Source organism: Stenotrophomonas sp. Ste86 (assembly GCF_024519465.1).
Taxonomy (GTDB): domain Bacteria; phylum Pseudomonadota; class Gammaproteobacteria; order Xanthomonadales; family Xanthomonadaceae; genus Stenotrophomonas.
This window is the reverse complement of record NZ_JALJRW010000005.1, coordinates 84,756-110,395: the sequence shown is the minus strand read 5'-3', so window position 1 is coordinate 110,395 and position 25,640 is coordinate 84,756. Positions and strand designations below refer to the sequence as shown.

Here is a 25,640-nt window from a genome sequence, read left to right as displayed (position 1 = left end):
CGGCTGCACGCAGTCCTTCCCGGCGCGACCCACGCCGTGTGCGATCCCCCTATCCCTCACCCGCGCCTACCGGCGCCAGCGCGGCCGTCTCCTGCTGCGGCCGCAACCACAGCGCCACGGCCACGCCAAGCAGCGCGAACGACGCCGCGCCGTACTGCGCGTTGATCAGTCCCTGCAGCGCTTCCGCACTGGTGCCCGCCGCCTGTTCGCCGCGTCCGGCATTGGCCAGCATCACCAGCATCGCCAATCCCAGCGCACCGCCGATCTGCTGCGCGGTGGCGGCCATGCCCGACGCCACGCCCTGCTGCGCCGCCGGCACGCCCTGCCCGGCCACGATCCACATCGCCGTCCAGGTCATGCCCTGGCCGATGCTCAGCACCACGATGCCCGGCAGCAGCGCCCAATACGTGGCGCCAAACGGCATCGCCACCGCGACCGCGGCGATGCCGATCGCACCAGCGGCCATGCCCAGCGCCAGCACCTGGCGCGGCGAGCGCCGCAGCAGCATGCGTTCGGTGATCCGGATGCCGAACGTGCACACCAGCGTCGGCGGCAGGAACGCCAGCCCGGCCTGCAGCGCGCTCCAGCCGTAGCCGTCCTGGAAGTACAGCGCCAGGAAGTAGTACTGCACGCCGAAGCTGCTCATGAACACCATCGTCAACAGCATCGCCGCGCGCAGGCTGCGCAGGCGCAGGAGCGCGAACTGCATCAGCGGGTCGCGGCTGCGCTGTTCGATCCGCACGAACGCGGCCAGCAGCGCCGCCGACAGCACCAGGCAGGCCAGCGTGCGCGGCGCCAGCCAGCCCCATTCCGGCCCCTGCACCAGCGTGGTCACCAGCAGGCTGCCGCCGAGGGTGACAGTGAGGCAGCCGGCCAGGTCGAACGAGCGGCCCACCTGCCGCGCCGGATCGCGCGGCAACCACCAGCCACCCAGCACCGCGCACGCACCGGCAAACGGCACGATCACCAGCAGCACCGAAGACCAGCCGAAGCTCTGGGTCAGCACGCCGCCCAGCAGCGTGCCCAGTGCCAGGCCACCGGCGCTGGCCATCGACCAGATCGCCAGCGCGCGGTTGCGCGGGGTGCCCTCGGCGTAGATCGTGTTGATCAACGACAACGTGGCCGGGAACAGCAGCGCCGCGCCGATGCCCTGCACCGCGCGCGCGGCGATCAGCAGCCAGGCGCTGTTGCTGAACCCGCCGACCAGCGAGGCCAGCGCGAACAGCGCCATGCCCAGTCGGTACACCCGACGACGCCCGAGCAGATCGGCCGCGCGGCCGCCCAGCAGCAGGCAGCCGCCGAACGCGACCGTGTAGCCGCTGACGATCCATTGCAGCTGCTGCGCATTGATCTGCAGCTGCACGCCCATCTCGTGCAGGGCGACGAAGATGATGGTGGCGTCCAGCGCGATGATCAGCTGGGCCATGGCCAGCAGGGTCAGTGCCAGGCGGGGTGGGAACGCATGCGGGGAGTGGGTCATGCCAGTTGCTACGTGGGGAGGCGGGCAGTCTCATTGATGACGTCAAACAAATAAACCCGGATACTTCGATTTCTGTCATGCATTTTCGCATCAATCGGACACCGCAATGGATCTCAATGCCGTGCGCATGCTGGTGCAGGTCGCCGAAGCACGCAGTTTCACCGTGGCCGCCGGCCAGCTGGGCATCAGCCAGTCCGGGCTGTCGCGTGCGGTCGGTCGCCTGGAAACCGAGCTGGGCGTGCGTCTGCTCCATCGCAACACCCGCAACGTCAGCCTGACCCCGGACGGGCGCCAGTTCGTCGATCACTGCACGCCACTGCTGAGCGGGCTGGAAGACGCCGAACGGCGGCTGGGCGATCGCCCGTGCACGCCGTCGGGCGTGTTGAAGCTGACCGCGCCGTCCATGTTCGGGCGCAAGGTGCTGGTGCCGCTGGCCGGGCAGCTGACGGCCGCGCATCCGCAGCTGCAGTTCGAGCTGGTGCTCAACGATCGGCTGGTCGACCTGGTCGAGGAAGGCTTCGATGCGGCGCTGCGCACCGGGCCGATCAGCGACGTGCGCATGGTGGCGCGCCCGCTGCGGCCGTTGCACTGGGTCACGGTGGCCTCGCCGGACTACATCGCCCGGCACGGCGCGCCGGCCACGGTCGATGCGCTGCACGATCATGCCTGCCTTGCGGTGCGCAACCTGCGCAGCGGGCGGCTGGTGGACTGGCAGTTCCGCGACGCGGAGGGTGGGCTGCGCGAATTCACGCCCCCGGCGCGGATGGTGTTCGACAGCGGCGATCCATTGGTGGAAGGCGCGCTGGCCGGTGTCGGGATCGTGCAGGTGATGGATTTCGCGGTGGCCGATGCGCTCGGCGACGGCCGCCTGCAACGCGTGCTGCAGCCGTTCGAAGGCCGCAGCCGCGCGTTGTCGCTGGTGTACCCGCCGTCACGACAGGCCTCGCCAAAGTTGAAGGTGCTCGCCGAAGCGTTGCTGGCAGGCCACTGGTAGCCAGCCGCCCAGCCCCGGTAGTGCCGGCCGCTGGCCGGCTCCACGCAATTTCTGGCATGCACCCAAGGGGCACCGCTGTGCCCGATCGGCGCGCAGGCGGCCAGCGGCCGGGAACAAAGCAGCCGGCCAACGGCCGGCATTACCCGTGGGTTGATTACCCGGCGAAGCGATCCGTCGCGCGCACCAGTGCGTCCACGTTTTCCGCTTCGAACGCGGAGTGGCCCGACGCCGGACTGATCTCCAGCGTCGACTTCGGCCACGCCTTGTGCAGCTCCCACGCGCTCTGCAGCGGGCACACCACGTCGTAGCGACCGTGCACGATCACCCCGGGGATGTCGGCAATGCGGTGCACGTCGCGCAGGAGCTGTTCTTCCACCTCGAAGAAACCGCCGTTGACGAAGTAATGGTTCTCGATGCGCGCGAACGCCAGCGCGAACTGCGGGTCCTGATGGCTGTTGACGAAATCGTCGTCCACATGCAGGAAGCTCGTGGCCCCTTCCCACACGCTCCAGGCCTTGGCCGCGGCCAGGCGGGTGGCTTCGTCCTCACTGGTCAGGCGACGATGGAACGCCGAGATCAGGTCGTGGCGCTCCACCGCCGGGATCGGCTTGAGGTAGTGCTCCCACGCATCCGGGAACAGACGGTTGGCGCCTTCCTGGTAGAACCATTCCAGCTCCCAGCGACGCAGCATGAAGATGCCGCGCAGCACCAGCTCGGTCACCCGCTCGGGATGGGTCTGCGCATAGGCCAGCGCCAGGGTCGAGCCCCAGCTGCCACCGAATACCTGCCAGCGCTCCACCTTGAGGTGCTCGCGCAGCCTTTCGATATCGGCAACCAGGTCCCAGGTGGTGTTGTCGACCAGGTCGGCATGCGGGGTGGAACGCCCGGCGCCACGCTGGTCGAACAGGATGATGCGGTACTTGGCCGGGTCATGGAACTGGCGCATCTTGTCGCTGCAACCACCGCCCGGGCCACCGTGCAGCATCACCACCGGCTTGCCGTCGGGGTTGCCGCACTGCTCGACATACAGCGTGTGGCGGTCATCGACCTTCAGGGTGCCGACGTCATAAGGGGTGATGGCGGGATACAGCGTACGCATGACAGGAACTCCATGTGGAATGACAGTCGCCGCGTCACCGGTGCGCCGAGCGCACGGCCGGTTCTGCGGCAGCGACCACCGGTCAGCGCCGCATCAGGCTGCGCCGGCGTCCGGTGGACAGAGCATTCTAGCCTCGGGCTGCGCCGGGGCCACGCTGCACTACGCAGGCAGACAGCCCAGGCTCACCCGCTCACGCTGTTCCAGATCCCGCTCGGTGGCCACCGACTGGAACCCGGCCTGCCGCAGCAGCGCGCGGATCGCCTTGCCCTGGTCCCAGCCGTGCTCGAGCAGCAGCCAGCCGCCCGGCCGCAGGTGCGCCGTGGCACCGTCGATGATCCGCCGGATGTCGTCCAGCCCGTCGGGGCCGGCGGCCAGCGCGGTGGCTGGCTCGAATCGCAGGTCGCCCTGCTGCAGGTGCGGATCGTCGCTGGCGATGTAGGGCGGGTTGCTGGCAATCAGGTCCAGGCGCATGCCAGCCAGCGGAGCGAACCACGAGCCTTGGCGGAAACTGACGTTGCGCACCGCATTGCGCACCGCATTCGCGCTGGCCACGGCCAGCGCCGCCGCACTGAAATCGGTGGCGATCACCTGCGCCAGCGGCCGCTCGCTGGCCAGCGCCAGCGCGATGGCGCCACTGCCGGTGCCCAGGTCGGCCACGGTCAGCGGCACGTCCAGCGGCAGCCGGGCCAGCGCCAGTTCGACCAGCAGCTCCGTTTCCGGGCGCGGGATCAGCGTGGCCGGGGTCACCGCCAGGTCCAGCGTCCAGAAACCGCGGTTGCCGACCAGATACGCGACCGGCTCGCCCGCCACCCGACGCGCCAGCAGGGCCGCGAAGGCGTCCGCGTCGGCCTGGGCCACCGCGTCGGTGGCATGGGCGAACAGCCAGCTGCGCTCACGCCGGAGGACGTACAGGAGCAGCAGTTCGGCTTCATGCCGTCCTTCCACCCCCGGCAGGGCGGCGGCGGCATCGGCGAGCAACTGGCGGACCTCGGGCGGCGCGGCGGTCATGGCAGGGCGATCAGCGAACGGGGCGCGAAGTGTAGTCCACCCCACGCGGCCCACGCAGGCGGTGAGTGCGACGCAGCATCGGCCGGAATCCATTGATTCAAAGAATGCCGATACCAATATTGATTGGGCTCCCCTATTGCGAATCCGCGCCAAGCGCCTGATCGGGATGCCCATTGGCGCAGGCGTCGTTCAGCCAGCGGCGGAGGCGGATAAACAACGGCTATGGCTGCCATCCATGGCTGATCCGCCAAGACCCTCGTGCCGCAAGGGATCTGCCCCGCGAGGGGCCAGGCGTTCATCCCCTGATCATTCCATTTTGATAGCCTGTGACTATCGTATAGATGCAATCAATGCATTGTCCTTATCGGAATGAAGCCGCTAACCTGTGTTGGTCGCTTCACCCACCCCCTTCACCAAGAGGAACAACGATGTCGCTCATCAATACCAAGATCCTGCCGTTTGAAGCCAACGCCTACCAGAACGGCGAGTTCATCAAGGTTTCCGACAGCACCCTGAAGGGCCAGTGGTCGGTCCTGATCTTCATGCCGGCCGCGTTCACCTTCAACTGCCCGACCGAGATCGAAGACGCCGCCGACCATTACGCCGAGTTCCAGAAGGCCGGCGCCGAGGTCTACATCGTCACCACCGACACCCACTTCTCGCACAAGGTATGGCACGAAACCTCGCCGGCCGTGGGCAAGGCCCAGTTCCCGCTGGTCGGTGACCCGACCCACCAGCTGACCAACGCCTTCGGCGTGCACATTCCGGAAGAAGGCCTGGCCCTGCGCGGCACCTTCATCATCAACCCGGAAGGCGTGATCAAGACCCTGGAGATCCACTCCAACGAGATCGCCCGTGACGTGTCCGAGACCCTGCGCAAGCTGAAGGCTGCCCAGTTCACCGCCGCCAACCCGAACCAGGTGTGCCCGGCCAAGTGGAAGGAAGGCGAGAAGACCCTGACCCCGTCGCTGGACTTGGTCGGCAAGATCTAAGCCGCGTCTCATCCCCATTCCCGTTTCGACGGGAGTGGGGGTGAACCCAAGCCGGTGCCCACGCGCCCGCTTCGGTTCACCCCCATGTCGCGCAGATGCACCCGCGGGGTTCGTCGACGCTGTTCCCTTGCCTGAATCAAGGAGTTTTTCGATGTTGGATGCCAACCTCCAGTCCCAGCTGAAGACCTATCTGGAACGTGTCACCCGTCCGATCCAGATCACGGCGCACGTGGATGACGGCGCCAAGTCGCAGGAGATGCTGGAGCTGCTCAACACGCTGACCACGCTGTCGGCGCAGATCCGCCTGGACGTACGCCGCGACAGCAGCGAGCGCACCCCTTCGTTTGCGCTGACCACTCCCGGCCAGGACATCCACCTGGCCTTTGCCGGGCTGCCGATGGGCCACGAGTTCACCTCGCTGGTGCTGGCCCTGCTGCAGGTTGGCGGGCACCCGTCCAAGGCCACTGCCGAGCTGATCGAGCAGGTGCAGGGCCTGGAGGGCGAGTTCAAGTTTGAAACCTATTTCTCGCTGTCCTGCCAGAACTGCCCGGACGTGGTGCAGGCGCTGAACCTGGCGGCAGTGCTCAACCCGCGCATCCAGCACGTGGCGATCGACGGCGGCCTGTTCCCGGCCGAGGTCGAGGCACGCCAGATCATGTCGGTGCCCACCGTGTACCTCAACGGTGAAATGTTCGACCAGGGCCGCATGACGCTCGAGCAGATCGTGGCCAAGCTGGACACCGGGTCGGCCAAACGCGACGCGGCAAAGATCGACGCCAAAGCACCCTTCGAGGTGCTGGTGATCGGCGGTGGCCCGGCCGGCGCGGCAGCCGCGATCTACGCCGCGCGCAAGGGCATCCGCACCGGTGTGGCTGCAGAGCGTTTCGGTGGCCAGGTGTTGGATACCATGGCGATCGAGAACTTCATCTCGGTCAAGGAAACCGAGGGCCCCAAGCTCGCCGCCGCGCTGGAACAGCACGTGCGCGAGTACGAGGTCGACATCATGAACCTGCAGCGCGCCACTGCGCTGGCGCCGGCCGGTGATGACGGCCTGATTGAAATCACGCTGGAAAACGGTGCCGCGCTGAAGTCGCGTTCGGTGATCCTGTCCACCGGTGCGCGCTGGCGGCAGATGAACGTGCCGGGCGAAGACCAGTATCGCAACAAGGGCGTGGCCTACTGCCCGCATTGCGATGGCCCGCTGTTCAAGGGCAAGCGCGTGGCGGTGATCGGCGGGGGCAACTCCGGCGTGGAAGCGGCGATCGACCTGGCTGGCATCGTGACGCATGTGACCCTTTTGGAATTTGATGACAAACTCCGGGCCGATGAAGTGCTGCAGAGAAAGCTGCGCAGCCTGGGCAACGTCACCATCATCACCAGCGCCCTGACCCAGGAAGTGCTGGGCGATGGCCAGAAGGTGACGGGGCTGGTCTACCACGACCGCGTCGGTGGCGATGCGCACCGGGTCGAGCTCGAAGGCATCTTCGTGCAGATCGGGTTGCTGCCCAACACCGAGTGGTTGAAGGGTTCGGTGGCGTTGTCGCCCCGCGGCGAGATCGTCATCGATGACCGCGGCCAGACCAGCGTGCCAGGCGTGTTCGCAGCGGGCGATTGCACCACCGTGCCCTACAAGCAGATCGTCATCGCGATGGGCGCCGGTTCGACCGCCGCACTGAGCGCTTTCGATCACCTGATCCGTACATCCGTTCCCAAGAGCAGCGGCGTTGTCGCCGAAGCTGCCTGAAACGTCAGGGTCCCGGTTCACCGGGGCCCACCTGCTGGGTAAGCCACGCCATCACCCGGTCCATTACCGCTTAGAGGTCCAAGGAAATGAACCTACGTGATCTGAAATACCTGGTGGCGCTGGCCGAGCACCGGCACTTCGGCCGCGCCGCGGCCGCCTGCTTCGTCAGCCAGCCCACCCTGTCCACCCAGATCCGCAAGCTGGAGGACGAGCTTGGCCTGCCGTTGGTCGAACGTGCTCCACGCAAAGTGATGCTGACCCCGGCCGGGGTCGAGGCGGCGGCGCGTGCGCGCACGATCGTCGCCGAGGTCGAGCAGATGAAGGAAGCTGCCCGGCGCAGTCGCGATCCGGAAGCCGGTACGGTGCGGCTGGGGATTTTCCCCACGCTGGGCCCGTACCTGTTGCCGCATGTGATTCCCAACATCCGGGAACGCTTCCCGCAGCTGGAACTGTTGCTGGTCGAGGAAAAGAGCGACGAACTGCTGGCGCGGCTGCGCGAAGGCAAGCTGGATGCGGCGTTGCTGGCGCTGCCGCTGGACGACGATCAGCTGCATGCCGAATTCCTGTTCGAGGAACCGTTCCTGCTGGCCGTGTCCGGGCAGCATCCGCTGGCGCGGCGCCACCATCTGGACGTGCAGGAACTGTCCACGCAGAAGTTGTTGCTGCTCGAGGACGGGCATTGCCTGCGCGACCAGGCCCTGGCGGTCTGCCGGTTATTTGGTGCCAATGAAAAGTCCGAATTCCGCGCCACCAGTCTGGAAACGTTGCGGCAGATGGTCGCCGCCGACGTGGGCATCACCCTGCTGCCCACCCTGTCGGTGAAACCGCCGGTGCCCCGTTCGGAGAACATTCGCCTGCTCGATTTCCAGGGCGATGATCGCCCCAGCCGCCGCATCGCGATGGCGTGGCGGCGCAGTTCGGCGATGACCGGTTTCCTGCAGCAGCTGGCGCAGCAGTTCAAGCGCCTCCCGGCCGGCCTGTTCACGCTGGAAAACACCGATTCGGACGTGGGCACGGCACCGCGCCGCAGCGCCTGATACGCCGACCGCCCAACACGCTGAACCGGCCGCATCGTTGTCGATGCGGCCCGGGTCGCATCCGCCTTCGATAGGCAGCACAATAGAACCCAGGCGGCGCCAGCAGGCGCCGCCTTTTGCATGGGCCATCATCAATCGCAAGGAGCTTTACATGTCCACTTCCAGCGGGCTGCCCCCGTCCATCATCGTTTCCAGCCACGACATGGATCGGCTGGATGCCATGCTCGACTCCCCGGCGGTCAGCCAGACCCCCGCGGCTGCAGCCCTGGCCGCCGAACTCAACCGGGCCACGGTGGTGGCGCCGGAGCAGATGCCTGAGGGCATCGTCATGATGCATTCGCGGGTGGAATGCGAAGATGAGCTGCAGAACGAGAAGCACGTGCTGACGCTGGTCTACCCGCGCGAAGCCGATGTCGAGCAGGGCAAGGTGTCGATCCTTGCACCGGTGGGCACCGCGCTGCTGGGCCTGGCCGTCGGCCAGACCATGGACTGGGATGCACCGGGTGGCCGCAAGCTGCGCTTGCGTGTGACGGCGGTCCACAACCAGCCCCAGTCCTGAATTCCCTGCCGCTGCGCAGGTTCCCCGTTTCGTACCAGGAGTCGCAATGAACACCGTTTCTCCGTCCAAACTCACCCAGCTGCGTGATCTGTCCGTCGTGGTCGCCGATACCGGCGATTACGAAGCGATCAAGCGCTTGAAGCCGGTCGACTGCACGACCAATCCGACCTTGGTGAAGAAGGCGCTGGATCTGCCGGTGTATGCGGACCTGATCGAGACGGCACTTGCGTGGGGCCGCGAGCAGTCGGGTGAGCGCGAGACGATCGTGCACGCGGTGGCCGATCGCCTGACCGTTGGCGTGGGCACGCTGCTGAGCACGCTGGTGCCGGGCCGGGTGTCGACGGAAGTGGATGCCGACCAGGCCCACGATACGGCGGCGACGGTGGCCAAGGCGCGCCAGTTCATCGCGATGTACGAGGCGGCCGGTGTGCCGCGCAGCAAGGTGCTGATCAAGATCGCGGCGACGTGGGAAGGCGTGGAGGCGGCGCGGGTGCTGCAGGCCGAGGGTATCGACTGCAATCTGACGTTGATCTTCAATCCGACCCAGGCGCTGGCCTGCAGCGAGGCGGGGGCGTTCCTGATTTCGCCGTTCGTGGGACGCATTCTGGACTGGTACGTGGCCCATGGGCAGGCGCCGGCCGATATCGATGCCGATCCGGGCGTGGTGTTCGTGCGCGGGGTGTATGCCGAGTTCAAGCGCCGCGGTTCGCCGACGGTGGTGATGGGTGCTTCGTTCCGTTCGACGGCGCAGATCGAGGCGCTGGCGGGGTGCGATCGTTTGACGATTTCGCCGGATCTGCTGGAGAAGCTGGATGCCGACCATGGCGCGCTGTCGCGCAAGCTGGTGGCCGGCGCGGCCGAAGCGGTGTCGGTGACGCCGATCGATGCGGCGCGCTTTGCGACGGATCTGGCCGCCGATCCGATGGCGACCGAGAAGCTGGCGACGGGGATCGATGCGTTCGCCAAGGATCTGGAAGCGCTGCGCCAGACGATCCGCGAGCGGTTGTAAGCGGTTCGCGTTGTCTGGACAGTGGAGAGCCCCGCATTGCGGGGCTTTTTGTTTTTTCGGGCAGCTGCACGTTTGACTGCGACTGCAACGGCAACGGCTCACTGTCGACGGGTTGGGGTCGGTGTGGGTGGGATGGCGGGACACGCCGTGAATCCGTCCATGGAGGCTCGCACACGCCATCCATGGCGTGTGACGGTCCCGCCATCCCACCCACACCGCCCCCCCGACAGACGGCGGGTGCGTTTGGGAAAGCGGGTTTGTTGGTGCGTTTGGGGAACGGCCTACCGGTGCATTTGGGTGAATGGCTTGGCTGGCGCGTCTTGGGAAACGGCCTACCGGTGCGTTTTCGTGCACGGCTTGGCTGGTGCATCCGGGTGGACGGCCTTGCGGCGGCCTTTGTGCGGTGGGTAGAGCCGAGCCATGCTCGGCTGGCCGGGCGCCCGCCCGGCCGATGTGTCGGCGGGCGGCGCCGGTGGGGAGGCAGCCGAGCATGGCTCGGCTCTACCCCACCCCTCGCCGGTTCAGGCATCACGCCGATCGGGCAGCTGACGCCGGTGCCGCCGATGCCGCAGTAAACGGTCCGGCGGCGGTGACCGGTCGCCGGTGCATCCGGGGAGACGGCCTTGCGGGGGCCTTTGTGCGGTGGGTAGAGCCGAGCCATGCTCGGCTGGCCGGGCACCCGCCCGGCCGATGTGTCGGCGGGCGGTGCGTCGGTGGGGAGGCAGCCGAGCATGGCTCGGCTCTACCCCACCCCTCGCCGGTTCAGACATCCACGCCGATCGGGCAGCTGACGCCGGTGCCGCCGATGCCGCAGTAAACGGCCCGGCGGCGCGTGACCGGTTGCCGGTGCATCCGGGTGGACGGCCTTGCCGGGGCCTTCGTGTGGTGGGTAGAGACGAGCCATGCTCGGCTGGCCGGGCGGGCGCCCGGCCGATGTGTCGGCAGGCGGTGCGTCGGTGGGGAGGCAGCCGAGCATGGCTCGGCTCTACCCCATCCCTCGCCGGTTCAGGCATCCACGCCGATCGGGCAGCTGACGCCGGTGCCGCCGATGCCGCAGTAGCCGTTGGGGTTTTTGGCCAGGTACTGCTGGTGGTAATCCTCGGCGTAGTAGTACTCGGGTGCCGGGAAGTCGATTTCGGTCGTGATGGCGCCGTGGCCGGCGTCGGTCAGGCGCTGCTGGTAGGCGTCGCGGCTGGCCAGGGCGGCGTCGAACTGGGCCTGGCGGGTGGCGTGGATCGCCGAGCGGTACTGGGTGCCGGTGTCGTTGCCCTGGCGCATGCCCTGGGTGGGGTCGTGGTTTTCCCAGAAGACCTGCAGGAGCTTGTCCAGGGAGATGACCGCCGGGTCGAACACCACCTCGACGATCTCGGTATGCCCGGTCAGACCCGAGCAGACTTCTTCGTAGGTGGGGTTCGGGGTGGCGCCCCCTGCGTAGCCGACGGAGGTGGAATACACGCCCGGCAGGGTCCAGAACGTGCGCTCGGCGCCCCAGAAGCAGCCCATCGCGAAGCGGATGCGCTGCAGGCCGGCGAAGCCGTCCTTGAGCGGGTGGCTGTTGACGTAGTGCTGGTTGTGCAACGGCAGCGGGTGCTCACGGCCCGGCAGGGCCTCGTCTGGACGCGGCAGGCGCTGTTTGAACGCGCCGATTCCCAACAAGCCCTTGGCAATGCCCAACATGGCGTTCTCCTAGGCCGGCAACAGGCCGGCGCTTTCGTCACCATCGAATATGGGGTCGTCCCCGCCGCTGCCCAAGTCGAGCCGGGCCACGATGTCTTCCGCCTCGGGACGGGCCAGGTCCGGGACGCAGACCCGCAGCACCCCGAACAGCGGCAGTTCGCCCATCCCGCCCAGCAGCGACTCGCCGAACACGAACGCCGGGATGCCGGCGTCCTCCAGCGCGTGTTTCACCAGATGGGCATCGAACAGGTTGTCGGCCTGGTAGATCACGTGCATGGGCGGGCTCCGGAAGGCGTCGGCCCAGCATACCCCCGGGGGCTGAAGGCGTGCCGACCGCTGGCCAGCTCCCATGACCCGCCACACAACCGGTAATGCCGACCGCTGGCCGGCTCCCCATGATCCGCCAGACAACCGGTAATGCCGGCCGCTGGCCGGCTCCCCGTGATCCGCCAGACAACCGGTAGTGCCGGCCGCTGGCCGGCTCTGCACATCGCCGGCAGTACGGGGAGCCGGCCAGCGGCCGGCACTACCGGACGGGTCTGGGGGAAAGCCCCCTGAGTCAGGGGGCGGCGCCGAAGGCGCGGGGGTCTGGATGGTGATGAGACGGGACCCGCGGTTTGCGCAGCAAAGCGTGGGGCGGCAGCGCGAATGCGATGGCGCGGCCCCCCTGAGTCAGGGGGCCGCGCCGAAGGCGCGGGGGTCTGGATGGTGATGAGACGGGGCCCGCGGTTTGCGCAGCAAAGCGTGGGGCGAAAGCGCGAATGCGATGGCGCGTCTCCGACAGGCTAAACTGTTGGTCTTTCTGCCTTTTAGACTGCGACCGCGCATCATGTCCGAGCCTACTGCCGCCCCCACCGACGCCCTTCCGGAAACCCAGGAAAAACGGGACTTCATCCGTCAGATCGTCCGCGAGGACCTGGCCGCCGGCAAGCATGCCGCGATCAAGACGCGCTTCCCGCCCGAGCCCAATGGCTACCTGCACATCGGCCACGCCAAGTCGATCTGCCTGAACTTCGGCATCGCCGGTGAGTTCGGCGGCGTGTGCAACCTGCGTTTCGACGACACCAACCCGGCCAAGGAAGACCCCGAGTATGTCGCCGCCATCCAGGACGACGTGCGCTGGCTGGGCTTTGAATGGAACGAGCTGCGCCACGCCTCGGATTATTTCGATGCCTATTATCTGGCCGCGCAGAAGCTGATCGCCGATGGCAAGGCCTACGTGTGCGACCTGTCGGCCGAGGAAGTGCGCGCCTACCGCGGCACCCTGACCGAGCCGGGCCGCCCGTCGCCCTACCGCAAGCGCAGCGTGGAGGAAAACCTGGACCTGTTCGCACGCATGCGCGCCGGCGAATTCCCGGACGGTGCGCGCACCGTCCGCGCGAAGATCGACATGGCCAGCGGCAACATCAACCTGCGCGACCCGGCCCTGTACCGGATCAAGCATGTCGAGCACCAGAACACCGGGAGTGCGTGGCCGATCTACCCGATGTACGACTTCGCGCATGCGCTGGGCGATTCCATCGAAGGCATCACCCACTCGTTGTGCACGCTGGAATTCGAAGACCACCGCCCGCTGTATGACTGGTGCGTGGACAACGTCGATTTCGCCCACAACCACGCGCTGACCCAGCCGCTGGTCGATCGCGGCCTGCCGCGTGAGGCGGCCAAGCCGCGCCAGATCGAGTTCTCGCGCTTGAACATCAACTACACGGTGATGAGCAAGCGCAAGCTGATGGCGCTGGTCACCGAACAGCTGGTGGACGGCTGGGAAGACCCGCGCATGCCTACCCTGCAGGGCCTGCGCCGCCGCGGTTACACCCCGGCGGCGATGCGCCTGTTCGCCGAACGCGTGGGCATCAGCAAGCAGAACTCGCTGATCGATTTCAGCGTGCTCGAAGGCGCGCTCCGCGAAGACCTGGACAGCGCTGCCGCGCGTCGCATGGCGGTGATCGATCCGGTCAAGCTGGTGCTGACCAACCTGCCCGACGGCCACGAAGAAACCCTGACCTTCTCCAACCATCCCAAGGACGAAGCCTTCGGCACCCGCGAGGTGCCGTTCGCCCGTGAGCTGTGGATCGAGCGCGAGGACTTTGCCGAAGTACCGCCGAAGGGCTGGAAGCGCCTGGTGCCGGGAGGCGAAGTGCGCCTGCGCGGGGCCGGCATCATCCGCTGCGATGAGGTGATCAAGGACGCCGATGGCACCATCACCGAGCTGCGCGGCTGGCTGGATCCGGCGTCGCGCCCGGGCATGGAAGGGGCCAACCGCAAGGTCAAGGGCACCATCCACTGGGTCAGCGCCGTGCACGCGGTGCCGGCCGAGATCCGCCTGTACGACCGTCTGTTCTCGGTGCCCAACCCGGACGATGAGTCCGAGGGCAAGACCTACCGCGATTACCTCAATCCGGCATCGCGCCGCACCGTCACCGGCTATGTCGAACCGGCCGCGGCCAGCGCCGCGCCGGAGCAGTCGTTCCAGTTCGAGCGTACCGGCTACTTCGTCGCCGACCGCCGCGACCACACTGCCGCCCGGCCGGTGTTCAATCGCAGCGTGACCCTGCGCGATACCTGGTCGGCCTGACCGGCGTACAACGATGCTGCTGCCAGGTGGCAGCATCTCGAGGAGGAAGCGATGGGCGTGTTGTCGGCGGTGCTGTATTTCTTCAGCCAGCATCCTTTCCTGAGCTTCCCGGTGTGCCTGTTGCTGGGTGGCCTGCTGGTCTGGTGGCGCGAAAACATGCTGTGGCTGCTCGCCGCGTTCCTGCTCGGCACGTTCAACATCGTCGCCGGCCAGATGGTCAATGCGGCGTTCCTCAACGCCGTGGGCGAGCGTGGCACCGGGGTGATCGTGCGCAGCGAGGAGACCAACTCCCGCCTCAACGAGCAGCCCATCTGGCGCTACGAGGCCATCGTGCATACCCGTGACGGCCGGGATGTGGAGACAACGCTGTTCACCCACACCGTCTCCCTGTGGCCGCTGCGCAACGAGATCCAGGTACCTGGTGTAAACCAGGTGTTCGAACTGAAGTACGTGCCCGGCTACCCGCGCAACATCGTGATCCTTACCGAGTCGTCGGCACACGGGCAGGCCCGGCAACGGTTGGCGGCACGCGAGGTCGTGGAGGTCGCCGAGCGGAAGTACCGTTTCAGCCCCGGCAATGCCGCGTTCGCGCAGGACTACCGGCAGGCGATGCAGGCGTTCATCGACGCCAACGACGGCGACCCGAACCAGCAGGTCGCGGTGACACGGTATCGCCACCAGCTGCGTGCGCTGGATGCGTCCCTCCCGCCCTGATCCCCCCCCTCGCCCCCTTTTTCACGTGGCCGCGTTCAGCGCGGGCACGGCATCCCCCCGGGCGGCCCGATACACTGCCGCTGCTCCACCTTTGAAGAGGCCTACGTCCCGATGCTGTACGCGCAAGTCCATCTCACCCTGCCTGCCTGGATCCACGACCAGATCGACCTGGGCCGTGCCTATCCCGGTGACGCCGCCAAGGTCGCGCTGGCCATCGCGCTGTCGCGCCTGAATGTCGAGGCGCAGACCGGCGGTCCGTTCGGCGCGGTGGTGTTCGGCCCGGATGACCGCGTCATCGCCGCCGGCGTCAATCGCGTAGTGCCGCACAACACCTCGCTGGCGCATGCCGAGAACATGGCCTACATGCTGGCCCAGCAGCGCCTGCAGACCCCGCGGCTGAACGACGTGCTGAGCCCGATCACCCTGGCCACCTCGTCGCAGCCGTGCTGCCAGTGCTACGGCGCCACCGTCTGGGCCGGCATCGACCGGCTGTTGATCGGTGCCAGCGCGCAGGACGTGGAAGAACTGACCGCCTTCGACGAAGGCCCGCTACCGGCGGACTGGGTCGGTGAACTCAACAAGCGTGGCATCGAGGTCGTGCGCGACATCGAGCGCGACGCCGCGCGCGCGGTACTGCGCCAGTATGGAGAAACCAACGGTGCGCATTACTGACCGCTGCGCTTCGGGCGCGATTGTATGACCGGCCTGCTGTGCCTGTGCCGGCAGGGCTTCGAGCCGGAACTGGCGGGCGAACTGTCCGAGCGCGCCGCTTACGCCGGCATCGCCGGCTATGCGCGCACCCAGCGCAACGACGGCTATGTGCTGTTCGCCACCGACGAAGGCGCGGCGCTGTCCAAGGCATTGCCGTGGCGTTCGCTGATCTTCGCCCGGCAGAAGATGGTGGTGCTGGCCGAACTGCCGCAACTGGATGCGGCCGACCGCATCACCCCGATCATCGCCGCGCTGCAGGGCCAGCAGCGTTTCGGCGACATGTGGGTGGAGCACCCCGATTCGGATGAAGGCAAGCCGCTGGCCGGCCTGGCCCGCGCGTTCGGCAACGCGCTGCGTCCGGCGCTGCGCAAGGCCGGCCTGCTGACCGACAAGCCCAACACCGGGTTGCCGCGCCTGCACATCGTCTTCGTCGACGGTCGCCATGCCTTCGTGTGCGTGGCCGATACCCGTGACAGCGCGCCGTGGGTGCTGGGCATCCCGCGCCTGAAGCTGCTGCCCGACGCGCCCTCGCGTTCGGCGTTGAAGCTGGAGGAGGCGCTGCTGACCTTGATGACCCCGGAAGAGCGCGAGCTGCTGGTCAAGCCGGGCATGCGCGCGGCCGACTTGGGCGCCGCACCCGGTGGCTGGACCTGGGTGTTGACCCGCCAGCACGTCAGGGTGATCAGCGTGGACAACGGCCCGCTGCGCGAGCACGTGCTGGAGACCGGGCTGGTCGAGCATCTGCGTGCGGATGGTTTCCATTGGAAACCCGACGCAGCGCTGGACTGGATGGTCTGCGATATGGTCGAGCAGCCGCGCCGGGTGGCCGAACGGATGGCGACCTGGTTCCGCGAGGGCTGGTGCAAGCATGCGATCTTCAACCTCAAGCTGCCGATGAAGAAGCGCTGGGACGAAACACGGTCGTGCCTGGACCTGTTCCAGGAACAGGCCGGCAAGCCGCTGGTGGTGCGCGCCAAGCAGCTGTACCACGATCGCGAAGAGATCACGGTGCTGGCCTCGCCGCTGCGCTGACCCACGCCGAAGTACCGGTAGAGCCGGGCCATGCCCGGCTGGCCGCGCAACGCGCGGCAATGATCGATACACGCCGGGCATGGCCCGGCGTTACCCCCACGTCAAAAGAACGGAGTTCCCATGCGACCTCGCTCTGCCCCGGTCCTGCTGCTGTCCCTCCTGCCGGCCTTCGCGTGGGCCCAGGTGCACACGCCGTCGCCGGCCATCAGCGAACCGCTCCGCGAAGTGCCGGCCAGCGTGCGCACGCAGGCGCTGTCGGAAGGGCGCGTCACCGAGCAGGTGACCCTGCCCGCCGCCGCGGGCGAAGCCCAGGTGACGGTGCGCTCGGTGCAGCCGGTGAGCGTCGTCGGACAATATCGGTTTGCGTTCAGCACGCTGGACGTGAACGGCGATGGGTTCATCAGCCGCGCCGAGGCCCAGGCCAACCCGGCACTGGCCGATGAGTTCACCGCGCTGGACGTAAAGCGGCGCGGCAAGCTGGATCGCGCCGACCTGGCCGGTTGGCTGGTGGATTGACGCCGCCGGGCACCGGCCGGTACTACAACCCGGCCGCGCGCTTCCAGAACATCGATACCAGCGGCGGCAGCTTGCCCGCGCAGCCCAGCGCGCGACCGCGCGCCAGCGTCAGGTGCATCTCATCGTTGGAGAACACCGTGTTGATCGCATCGAAGCTGTAGGCGGCGACCGTATTCTCGCTGCGCCGTTCGCGCGCCCAGCGCTGCAGCCGGTGCGGCGACATCCAGTCCTGGCGGCGCTGCTGCGCGGCCAGCACCATCGTCTGCAGGGCCGCGACATCGCGCAGGCCGAGATTGACGCCCTGCCCGGCCAGTGGATGCACCACGTGCGCGGCATCGCCCAGGGCCAGCACGCGACCGGCCACATACCCGGTAGCCAGCTGACGACGCAGTGGGAATGCCGCGCGCGGGGATGCCAGCGTCATCGCGCCGAGGCGTCCGGCAAACGCGTTGGTCAACTCACGTCCGAAGGCGGCCTCGTCCAACGCCAGCACGCGTTCGGCCTCGGCCTCGGGCAGGGTCCACACGATCGAGCTGCGGCGCGCGCTGATCGGCAGCACCGCCAGCGGCCCGGTCACCAGGAAGCGCTGCCATGCCGTGGCTTCGTTGTCCTTCTCGCTGTCCACGTAGGCGACCACGCCACGCTGGCCGTAGTCCTGGCGCGTGACCTCCAGACCGGCCAGCCGGCGCAGGGTGGATTCGGCACCGTCGGCGGCGATCGCCAGCGAGGCCTCCAGCCGGCGTCCATCCTCCAGCCGCAGGCGCACGCCGTCGGCGTCCTGTTCCAGCGCGTCTACCCGCGCCGGGCAGCACAGCTGCACGCCGGCCGTCGGCAGCGCCGCCCACAACCGATCCACCAGCAGGTCGTTCTCGACGATCCAGCCGAGTTGTTCGCGCCCCAGGGTGTCGGCATCGAAACGCAGTTCATCGCCACCGCCGGCATCCCACACGCGCATGCGCCGGTAGGCGCAGGCACGCGCGGCCGTGACCGCCGGCCACACACCGAGCGCGGTAAGCAGCTGTGCGTTGTCCGGGGCGAATGCATACACGCGCAGGTCCGGTTGTTGCGGCTGCCACGATGACGGCTCGCGGCCTTCCACCAGGGTGACCTCCAGCCCGGCCTCGGCCAGCGCCAGCGCGCAGGCCGCGCCGACCACGCCGCCGCCGACCACGATCACATCGCGCGCGCGCCGGCTCATGCGCTCACTCCGCGACACAGCGCCGGCACCTGTCCACGGAAGCCCATCGCACCGCCGACCAGCATCGACTGCATCGGCGTGGCCTGTGCCGCAAGCAACCCGAGGCTGCGCAGCGGACGCATCAGCGGCGCCGGGTTGCTGGTCAACCGGGCCAGTCCACCGGAGAAGGCGATGGTCTGCTGCCGGTCTTCCTCGCGGCGCGCCACGTACGCCTGCAGCAGTGCATCGCTGCCGGCATCGTCGGCCTCGGCCACCAGCTCGGCCAAGGTCAGCGCATCGCGCAGGCCCAGGTTGAAGCCCTGTGCACCGAGCGGATGGATGGTCTGCGCGGCGTTGCCGAGCAGCACCGCACGTTCGCCGACCAGGGCCTGGGCCAGCACCTGGATCAGCGGATAGGCGCTGCGCGGCCCACTCTCCAGCAGCCGTCCGGCGCGCCAGCCGATCGCCGCCTGCAGGCGCTGCAGCCACGCCGCATCGCCCAGCGCCATGACCGCATCGGCCGCCTCGCGGGCTACGCCATGCACGGCGCCGTAGTGGCGGTCGCCACGCGGCAGCAGCGCGGTGGGGCCGGTATCGGTGAAACGCTCGTAGGCCGTGCCATCCGGCGCACGCGCGCTGCGCACCCGCGAAACGAACAGGGTCTGCTCGAAATCATGCGCGTCCACGCCGATGGCGAGCGCTTCGCGCACGCCGCTGCGGGTACCGTCGGCACCCACCACCAGCCGCGCCAGCAGACGGCGCTCGCCGCTGTCATCGGCAATGAACACCTCACGATGGCCGTCGACGGTGCCGCCCAGGCGCACGAAGCGCGCCGGACGGTAGCGGGTGAGATGGGCCAGCGACTGCAGCCGGGTTTCCAGCGCCGCGCCGAAATCGCGCGCCACCACCACCTGGCCAAACCACGGCCGCTGGTACTGGGCGGCGTCCATCTGCACGCGGCCGAAATCTCCGGCACGGCTGACGTGGATGCGGGTGATCGCCCCAGTCGCCGATCCCAGCAGCTGCATCACGCCCAGGGCGGTCAAGGCGTTGACCGTGGCTGCGGCAAAGCTGAGGTTGCGCTGGTCGAACACCGCCGGCAGCGTCCCTGCCGGGGTGGCTTCCACCAGCCCGACGTCGCGCCCGGCGCGGTCCAGCGCGATGGCCAGGCTCGCACCGACCAGCCCGCCGCCCACGATCACTACATCATGTCGTTCACTCATACCGCCCATGATAAGCCGTCGACCGTTGCGGGCGCGTGCGGCGGCGTGCCGCAGCAGGCGCTAGAATGAACGCTGAACCCCTTCCCGTGTCTGCCATGGCCCCCCTTGCCCACCGCGCCTTCGTCCTGTCCGTGCTCGTGCTGCTGATGGCCGCGACCCGGGTCAATCATTTCGCGGCGATCCCGGATGCGTCCTGGGCAGTGTTCTTCGTCGGCGGCTTCTACCTGCGCAGCTGGACCCGCTGGGCGTTCCCGCTGCTGATGGCACTGGCGATCGTGATCGATGTGCTCGTGATCCGCGGCAGCGGCCAGCCGTACCTGCAGCACTACTGCGTGTCGCCCGGCACCTGGATGCTGCTGCCGGCCTACTTCTCGATGTGGGCTGGCGGCATGCTGCTGCGCCAGGGCTACCACGGCGCGCGCTGGAGCACGCTGGGCAAGGCCGCGCTGCTGCTGGTCGGCGCGGTGGCGGTATGCCACCTGTTCGCGCAGGGCGGTTTCTACTGGAGCAGCGACATGGTCGCCAACCCGACGCTGGCCGGCTGGCTGCAGAACTACGCCGACTGGTTCGTGCCGTACCTGCGTACCGCGGCGATCTACGTCGGCCTGGCCGCCGCGCTGCAACTGGCCACCGAACAGGTCGGCAAGCTGCTGCAGGCCCGCCACGACGTGCTGCACTGAGCCGCCGTCGCGATGGGCAACCGGCTTTCGCGCATCTACACCCGCACCGGCGATGACGGCAGCACCGGCCTGGGCGATGGCAGCCGGGTGTCCAAGGACGACGCCCGGGTCAACGCCTACGGCACCGTCGACGAGGCCAATTCGGCGCTGGGCGTGCTGCTGGCGGTCACCCTGCCCGACGACGTGCGGGCGCTGCTCACCACCGTGCAGCACCAGCTGTTCGACCTGGGCGGCGAGCTGTGCATTCCCGGCCATGCGGCCATCCAAGCCGCCGACATCGACGCGCTGGAAAAGCAGCTGGACCACTACAACGCCGACCTGCCGGTCTTGAAGGAATTCATCCTGCCCGCCGGTGGCGAGGCCGCGGCGCGTTGCCACCTGGCCCGCACCATCGTCCGCCGCGCCGAGCGCGACACGGTGACGCTGGCGCGGCTGGAGCCCGTCCGCGCCGAGGCCATCGGTTACCTCAACCGGCTCTCGGACCTGCTGTTCGTGCTGGCCCGCGTGCTGGCCCGTGCCGATGGCCACGGCGAAGTGCTGTGGCGGCACGAGCGCCGCCACGCCTGAGCGCCCTGGCGCCCCACCGGAACCCCTGCCCGCATGCTGGTCTTTACCCATCCTGCCTGTCTGCAACACGATCCCGGCCGCGGCCACCCCGAGTCCCCGCAGCGCCTGCAGGTGGTGCTGGATGCATTGCATGCGGCCTTTCCGGACCAGCTGGACTGGCGGGAGGCACCGGCCGCCAAGCTCGGTGAGCTGGCCCGCGTACACGACAGCGAGCTGATCGACCTGGTCCTCAAGCCGCAGTCCGAACCGCTGCGGCTGATCGACATGGACACCCTGACCTCGCCCGGCTCGGCCAGCGCGGCCCTGCATGCCGCTGGCGCCGGTGTGGCTGCCGTGGATGCGGTGATGCTCGGCGATGACCCGGTCGCGTTCTGCGCGGTGCGCCCGCCCGGCCACCACGCCACCGCCAGCACCGCGATGGGCTTCTGTCTGTTCAACAACATCGCCGTGGCCGCGGCCTACGCGCGCGACCGCTACGGGTTGGAGCGCATCGCCATCATCGATTTCGACGTCCACCACGGCAACGGCACCCAGGACATCTTCATCGCCGACCCCGGCGTGGCCTACTACAGCACCCACCAGGCCGGCCTGTTCCCCAACTCCGGCCTGCGTCGCGACCGCGGCGCGGGCAACCTGATGAACATCCTGCTGCCCCCGGGCAGCGGCGGCTTCCGCTTCCGCAATACCTGGGCCGACGAGATGCTGCCGGCGATCGATGATTTCCGTCCGCAGCTGCTGCTGATCTCGGCCGGCTTCGATGCCCATCTGCGCGATCCACAGGCCGACCTGATGCTGGAGACCGACGATTTCGCCTGGATCACCGCCGAGCTGCGCAGCCTGGCGCGCCGCCATGGCGGCGGCCGCGTGGTGTCGATGCTGGAGGGCGGTTACGACCTGCAGGCCTTGGCCGAGTGCAGTGTGGCCCACGTCGGCCAACTGCGCTGAGTAGCTGCGCGGGCGGCCCCTGCGCATGAACCTGAACCCCCGGCCGGGCAAAGCCTTCATTGCCCCTATGCAAGGGATGGGGCAAGCTACGATCCGTTTTCGCCCGAATCCGACTACCGCGTGCGCCGAGCCCTCCGCCTGCTGCCTCTCCCCCTGAGCATCGCCATCTGCCTGCCGGCCCTGGCCGACGACAAACCGGTGAACTGGGGCCTGTGCCCAGCCACCGACGTCCTGCCTGTGTTCGACGATGCCCCCAAAGCCGATAAGGCTGCTGCCGCCACCCGCGACCAGCAGGACACCGACATCGAGGGGGACCAGCTGTTCGGCACCACCACGGTCCCTCAATACCAGGGCAACGTGGCGCTCAAGCGCGGCGACCAGTTCCTGGGTACCGACCACCTGAGCTTCGACACCGAAAGCGGCAACTACATCGCCGAGGGCAACGTCCGCTACCAGGACTCCTCGATCCGGATGGTGGCCAAGCGTGCCGAGGGCAACCAGGAAGCGGACACCCACAAGATCAGCGACATCAAGTACCAGCTGGTCTCGCGGCGCGGCAACGGCGTGGCCGACTCGGTCGACCTGCAGGGCGCGGTGGGGCAGATGCATCGCTCCACCTACACCACCTGCGATCCGTCCCAGCCGGTGTGGAAGCTGTCGGCGCCGCAGATCGAAGTGGACAACGACGAAGGCTTCGGCACCGCGCGCAACGCGGTGCTGCGGATCGGCAAGGTGCCGGTGCTGTGGGCGCCGTACTTCAAGTTCCCCATCGATGACCGTCGCCAGACCGGCCTGCTGTACCCGCAGCTGGGCCTGTCCGGCCGCAACGGCTTCGACTATGCCCAGCCGATCTACTTCAACCTGGCGCCGAACTACGACGACACCTTGACCCCGCGCTACATGAGCAAGCGCGGGCTGATGCTGAGCAACGAGTTCCGCTACCTGTACGACGGTGGCCGTGGCGAGCTGCAGACCAGCTACCTGCCCAACGACAAGCTGCGCGACCGCGATCGCGGGCAGTTCCAGTTCGGCGGTTACCACAACATCAATTCCAACTGGCAGGCCCGTGCCAACCTGGCCTGGGTGAGCGACGAGCGTTACACCGAAGACTTCGCCAACCGCCTGCTCGGGGTGACCGCGTCCAACCTGCAGAGCCAGATCGGCATCTACGGCACCGGTGAAAACTGGACCGGCGGCCTGATGGCCGACTACTGGCAGCTCACCGATTACACCCTGACCGAAGCCGCGCTGCCCTACGCGCGGCAGCCGCGTGCGTTCTTCACCTGGGACAAGCCGCTGCTGCCGTGGCTGGAAACCGGCGTGTATGCCGAGGCCGTGCGCTTCACCCACAAGGACATCAACGGCAAGATCGTCGACGCCGATGGTGAGTACGTGCGCGACGGGACCAGCACCGAGATGTTCGGCGGGTCGCGCCTGGACGTCAAACCGTACGTGTCCATGCCCTTCAGCGGCGCGGCCTGGTATGTGACCCCGACCCTGGCCTACCGCTACACCGCCTATCAGCTGGACCGTGGGCTGGCCGACCAGGTCCGCCTGCAGAACCTGACCGCCGCCGGGATCACCAACCCGACCCCGGAGCAGCTGCGCGGCAATACTTCGCCCACCCGCAGCCTGCCGATCGTCAGCCTGGACGCGGGCATGTTCTTCGACCGCGAAACCACCATCGGCGGCAAGTCGTTCCTGCATACGCTGGAGCCGCGCCTGTTCTACCTGCGCACGCCCTACCGCGACCAGAGCGACCTGCCGATCTTCGACACCCGCGACTTCACCTTCAGCTGGGGCCAGCTGTTCCGCGATTCGCGCTACACCGGCGCCGATCGCCAGAATGATGCCAACCAGCTGACCATGGCGATGAGCACCCGCTTCATCGACCAGACCACCGGCAAGGAGCGTTTCTCGGGCAGCATCGGCCAGATCCTGTACTTCGACGACTCGCGGGTGACCATCAACAACGCGCAGTCGCCGGTGGAACAGGGCAAGTCGGCGTGGATCGCCGATGCCAATTACGCCATCAACGACCGCTGGAACCTGGGCGCCACCTACCAGTGGGATCCCAAGTACAAGCGTGAGGACCTGGCCAGCGTGCGTGCGCGCTACCTGATGTCCAACGACGGCATCGTCAACATCTCCTACCGCCACCGCCTCAACCCCGATGGCACCGACCTGCTCAAGCAGGCCGACCTGTCCTTCCTGTATCCGCTCAGCCCGCGCTGGAGCCTGGTGGGCCGCTACTACTACTCCATCGAAGACAAGAAGCCGCTGGAAATCATCGGCGGCGTGCAGTGGGACAGCTGCTGCCTGGCCGTCCGCGCCATCGCCCGCCGCTACGTGCGCAACCGCGAGGGCGAGCTCAACAATTCCTTCCAGATCGAGTTCGTGCTCAAGGGCCTGAGCTCCATCGGCCAGGACACGGACCGTACCTTGCGCCGTGCTATTCTCGGGTACTACCGAGACGACCTGTATCTCGTGCCGCCCAGCAATACCGGGGCGGACCGTGACGACTATGATCCGAACCTGATCCCATGACCAAGACCCTTCCCGTTCTACTCGCTTCCCTGCTGGCGGTCTCGACCGTCTCCGCACCGCTGCAGGTGCTGGCCCAGCAGAGCCAGCCGCTGGATCGCATTGCCGCCATCGTCGATGAAGACGTGGTGCTGCAGAGCGAACTGGACCGCGCGATCCAGAACATCAAGGCGCAGTACGCCGGGCGCGAGAACCAGCTGCCGCCGGAAGACGTGCTCAGCCGCCAGGTGCTCGAGCGCCTGGTGCTGGTCAAGCTGCAGGTGGCCCGTGCCGAAAGCAGCGGGATCAAGGTCAGCGACCAGGAGCTCAACCAGGCCCTGAACGCAATCGCCCAGCAGAACGGGTCCAACCTGGACGCCCTGCGCCAGCGTCTGGCCCGTGACGGCATCGACTTCAACGACTTCCGCGCCTCGGTCCGCGACGAAATCACCGTGCAGCGCCTGCGCCAGAGTTTCGCGCAGAGCCGCATCAGCGTCAGCGAGGGTGAAGTGGATGCCGCGCTGAAGCAGCAGGCCACCGTGGGCACGCAGTACCACCTGGCGCACATCCTGATTGCCCTGCCCGAAGGCGCCACCGCCGAGCAGATCACCACCGGCCAGAAGAAGGCCGATGGCGTCAAGGCACTGCTGGACAAGAACGAGCTGGACTTCAATGCTGCTGCGGTGCGCTATTCCGACAGCCCCAACGCGCTGGAAGGCGGTGACCTGGGCTGGCGCTCGCTGGATGAAATCCCCAATGCGTTCGCGCAGATGATGACCCAGATGAAGGCCGGCGACGTGGTCGGCCCGATCCGCGGCCCGAGCGGCTTCCAGCTGCTCAAGCTGGTGGAAGTGCGTGATGCCAGCGCTGCGGCCGGTGGCCAGACCATCACCGAGTACCACGGCCGTCACATCCTGGTGCGCGTGACCGACCAGCAGGACAACGCCGCAGCCAAGGCCAAGATCGACACCCTGCGTGCGCGCATCGCCGGCGGTGCGGACTTCCAGGAAGTGGCCAAGGAATCGTCCGAGGACACCAACAGCAAGGGCCAGGGCGGCGATCTGGGTTGGTTCCCGGCCGACGCGTTCGGTCCGGAATTCGGCAAGCAGGTCTCCGGCGTGAGCGACGGCGGCGTCAGCCCGCCGTTCCGCACCGATGCCGGCTGGCACATCGTCCAGCGCGTTGCCACGCGCCAGACCGACGCCACCACCGACAACCAGCGCGGCCAGATCCGCGAAACCATTGGTCGTCGCAAGCTGGAAGAGGAGTACAACCGCTTCCTGCAGGAACTGCGTGGCGAAGCCTACGTGAACCTGCGCACCGGCGCCGACAGCACCGCGCCGGCCACGCCCGCCACGCCGCCGAAGTCCTGAGG

At 67.9% G+C, this 25,640-nt stretch carries 23 protein-coding genes; 16 read left to right on the top strand and 7 right to left on the bottom strand.

From position 1 onward, the window contains the following. Nucleotides 1-49: 49 nt before the first annotated feature. Entirely contained in the window at nt 50-1,480 is a 1,431-nt protein-coding gene (locus NR101_RS07100) for an MFS transporter (protein ID WP_256774977.1), read from the bottom strand. Nucleotides 1,481-1,586: 106 nt separating this feature from the next. Between NR101_RS07100 and NR101_RS07095 the strand changes: the two genes are divergently transcribed. Continuing rightward, complete coding sequence (locus NR101_RS07095; protein WP_256774976.1) at nt 1,587-2,474, top strand: LysR family transcriptional regulator; 888 nt, start codon at nt 1,587-1,589, stop codon at nt 2,472-2,474. Between the two features lie 154 nt (nt 2,475-2,628). On the opposite strand, the gene pip is transcribed toward NR101_RS07095, so the two are convergent. Together pip and prmC are read right to left on the bottom strand one after the other, a co-directional pair. Next, nucleotides 2,629-3,573, bottom strand: a complete 945-nt coding sequence (gene pip, locus NR101_RS07090; RefSeq protein ID WP_256774975.1) for a prolyl aminopeptidase — start codon at nt 3,571-3,573, stop codon at nt 2,629-2,631. A gap of 159 nt (nt 3,574-3,732) precedes the next feature. Next, on the bottom strand, nt 3,733-4,581 hold the full coding sequence (gene prmC, locus NR101_RS07085; RefSeq protein ID WP_256774974.1) for a peptide chain release factor N(5)-glutamine methyltransferase: 849 nt from the start codon (nt 4,579-4,581) through the stop codon (nt 3,733-3,735). 428 nt (nt 4,582-5,009) lie between these two features. On the opposite strand from prmC, the gene ahpC reads away from it, so the two are divergent. The 5 genes from ahpC (at nt 5,010) to NR101_RS07060 (ending at nt 9,922) form a co-directional block, all read left to right on the top strand. After that, nucleotides 5,010-5,573 (top strand): alkyl hydroperoxide reductase subunit C, encoded by a 564-nt coding sequence (gene ahpC, locus NR101_RS07080; RefSeq protein ID WP_256774973.1) that lies wholly within the window; start codon nt 5,010-5,012, stop codon nt 5,571-5,573. A gap of 151 nt (nt 5,574-5,724) precedes the next feature. Further along, nucleotides 5,725-7,317, top strand: coding sequence for an alkyl hydroperoxide reductase subunit F (gene ahpF / locus NR101_RS07075; protein ID WP_256774972.1), 1,593 nt, complete (start codon nt 5,725-5,727; stop codon nt 7,315-7,317). 86 nt (nt 7,318-7,403) lie between these two features. Further along, nucleotides 7,404-8,354, top strand: coding sequence for a DNA-binding transcriptional regulator OxyR (gene oxyR, locus NR101_RS07070; protein WP_256774971.1), 951 nt, complete (start codon nt 7,404-7,406; stop codon nt 8,352-8,354). Between the two features lie 151 nt (nt 8,355-8,505). Beyond that, nucleotides 8,506-8,913, top strand: coding sequence for a nucleoside diphosphate kinase regulator (gene rnk, locus NR101_RS07065; RefSeq protein ID WP_256774970.1), 408 nt, complete (start codon nt 8,506-8,508; stop codon nt 8,911-8,913). A 46-nt stretch (nt 8,914-8,959) separates the two neighbouring features. Continuing rightward, on the top strand, nt 8,960-9,922 hold the full coding sequence (locus NR101_RS07060; RefSeq protein ID WP_256774969.1) for a transaldolase: 963 nt from the start codon (nt 8,960-8,962) through the stop codon (nt 9,920-9,922). A gap of 1,005 nt (nt 9,923-10,927) precedes the next feature. On the opposite strand, the gene msrA is transcribed toward NR101_RS07060, so the two are convergent. Together msrA and NR101_RS07050 are read right to left on the bottom strand one after the other, a co-directional pair. Further along, a complete protein-coding gene (gene msrA, locus NR101_RS07055; RefSeq protein WP_256775026.1) occupies nt 10,928-11,578 on the bottom strand; it encodes a peptide-methionine (S)-S-oxide reductase MsrA in 651 nt (216 codons plus the stop codon). Between the two features lie 30 nt (nt 11,579-11,608). After that, nucleotides 11,609-11,875 (bottom strand): DUF2007 domain-containing protein, encoded by a 267-nt coding sequence (locus NR101_RS07050; protein ID WP_256774968.1) that lies wholly within the window; start codon nt 11,873-11,875, stop codon nt 11,609-11,611. A gap of 553 nt (nt 11,876-12,428) precedes the next feature. On the opposite strand from NR101_RS07050, the gene NR101_RS07045 reads away from it, so the two are divergent. The 5 genes from NR101_RS07045 to NR101_RS07025 all read left to right on the top strand — a co-directional run bounded on the left by NR101_RS07045 (nt 12,429) and on the right by NR101_RS07025 (nt 17,150). Next, on the top strand, nt 12,429-14,177 hold the full coding sequence (locus NR101_RS07045; RefSeq protein WP_256774967.1) for a glutamine--tRNA ligase/YqeY domain fusion protein: 1,749 nt from the start codon (nt 12,429-12,431) through the stop codon (nt 14,175-14,177). A gap of 51 nt (nt 14,178-14,228) precedes the next feature. Then, nucleotides 14,229-14,891: a hypothetical protein gene (locus NR101_RS07040; RefSeq protein ID WP_256774966.1), complete on the top strand. Its 663-nt coding sequence runs from the start codon at nt 14,229-14,231 to the stop codon at nt 14,889-14,891. Nucleotides 14,892-15,002: 111 nt separating this feature from the next. Beyond that, nucleotides 15,003-15,563 carry a nucleoside deaminase gene (locus tag NR101_RS07035; RefSeq protein ID WP_256774965.1) on the top strand — a complete coding sequence of 187 codons (561 nt, stop codon included), beginning with the start codon at nt 15,003-15,005 and terminating at the stop codon, nt 15,561-15,563. Between the two features lie 24 nt (nt 15,564-15,587). Continuing rightward, on the top strand, nt 15,588-16,634 hold the full coding sequence (rlmM, locus tag NR101_RS07030) for a 23S rRNA (cytidine(2498)-2'-O)-methyltransferase RlmM (protein WP_256774964.1): 1,047 nt from the start codon (nt 15,588-15,590) through the stop codon (nt 16,632-16,634). Between the two features lie 120 nt (nt 16,635-16,754). Next, entirely contained in the window at nt 16,755-17,150 is a 396-nt protein-coding gene (locus tag NR101_RS07025; protein ID WP_256774963.1) for an EF-hand domain-containing protein, read from the top strand. Between the two features lie 22 nt (nt 17,151-17,172). Here the strand turns inward: NR101_RS07025 and NR101_RS07020 are convergent, their stop codons facing one another. Further along, nucleotides 17,173-18,348, bottom strand: a complete 1,176-nt coding sequence (locus NR101_RS07020; RefSeq protein WP_256774962.1) for a UbiH/UbiF family hydroxylase — start codon at nt 18,346-18,348, stop codon at nt 17,173-17,175. Next, on the bottom strand, nt 18,345-19,550 hold the full coding sequence (gene ubiH / locus NR101_RS07015) for a 2-octaprenyl-6-methoxyphenyl hydroxylase (RefSeq protein ID WP_256774961.1): 1,206 nt from the start codon (nt 19,548-19,550) through the stop codon (nt 18,345-18,347). Before ubiH ends, NR101_RS07020 begins: the two co-directional genes overlap by 4 nt. Before the next feature lie 95 nt (nt 19,551-19,645). On the opposite strand from ubiH, the gene NR101_RS07010 reads away from it, so the two are divergent. From NR101_RS07010 to NR101_RS06990, 5 genes are all read left to right on the top strand, one after another. Continuing rightward, a complete protein-coding gene (locus NR101_RS07010; protein WP_256774960.1) occupies nt 19,646-20,230 on the top strand; it encodes a hypothetical protein in 585 nt (194 codons plus the stop codon). Nucleotides 20,231-20,242: 12 nt separating this feature from the next. After that, the gene (locus NR101_RS07005; RefSeq protein WP_256774959.1) at nt 20,243-20,797 is read left to right on the top strand and encodes a cob(I)yrinic acid a,c-diamide adenosyltransferase; all 555 of its coding nucleotides are present in this window, start codon (nt 20,243-20,245) and stop codon (nt 20,795-20,797) included. Between the two features lie 33 nt (nt 20,798-20,830). Further along, entirely contained in the window at nt 20,831-21,742 is a 912-nt protein-coding gene (locus NR101_RS07000) for a histone deacetylase family protein (protein ID WP_256774958.1), read from the top strand. Nucleotides 21,743-21,862: 120 nt separating this feature from the next. Next, nucleotides 21,863-24,289 (top strand): LPS-assembly protein LptD, encoded by a 2,427-nt coding sequence (gene lptD, locus NR101_RS06995; RefSeq protein ID WP_256774957.1) that lies wholly within the window; start codon nt 21,863-21,865, stop codon nt 24,287-24,289. Continuing rightward, nucleotides 24,286-25,638 (top strand): peptidylprolyl isomerase, encoded by a 1,353-nt coding sequence (locus tag NR101_RS06990; RefSeq protein WP_256774956.1) that lies wholly within the window; start codon nt 24,286-24,288, stop codon nt 25,636-25,638. The genes lptD and NR101_RS06990 overlap by 4 nt, the downstream gene beginning before the upstream one ends. Nucleotides 25,639-25,640: the final 2 nt, after the last annotated feature.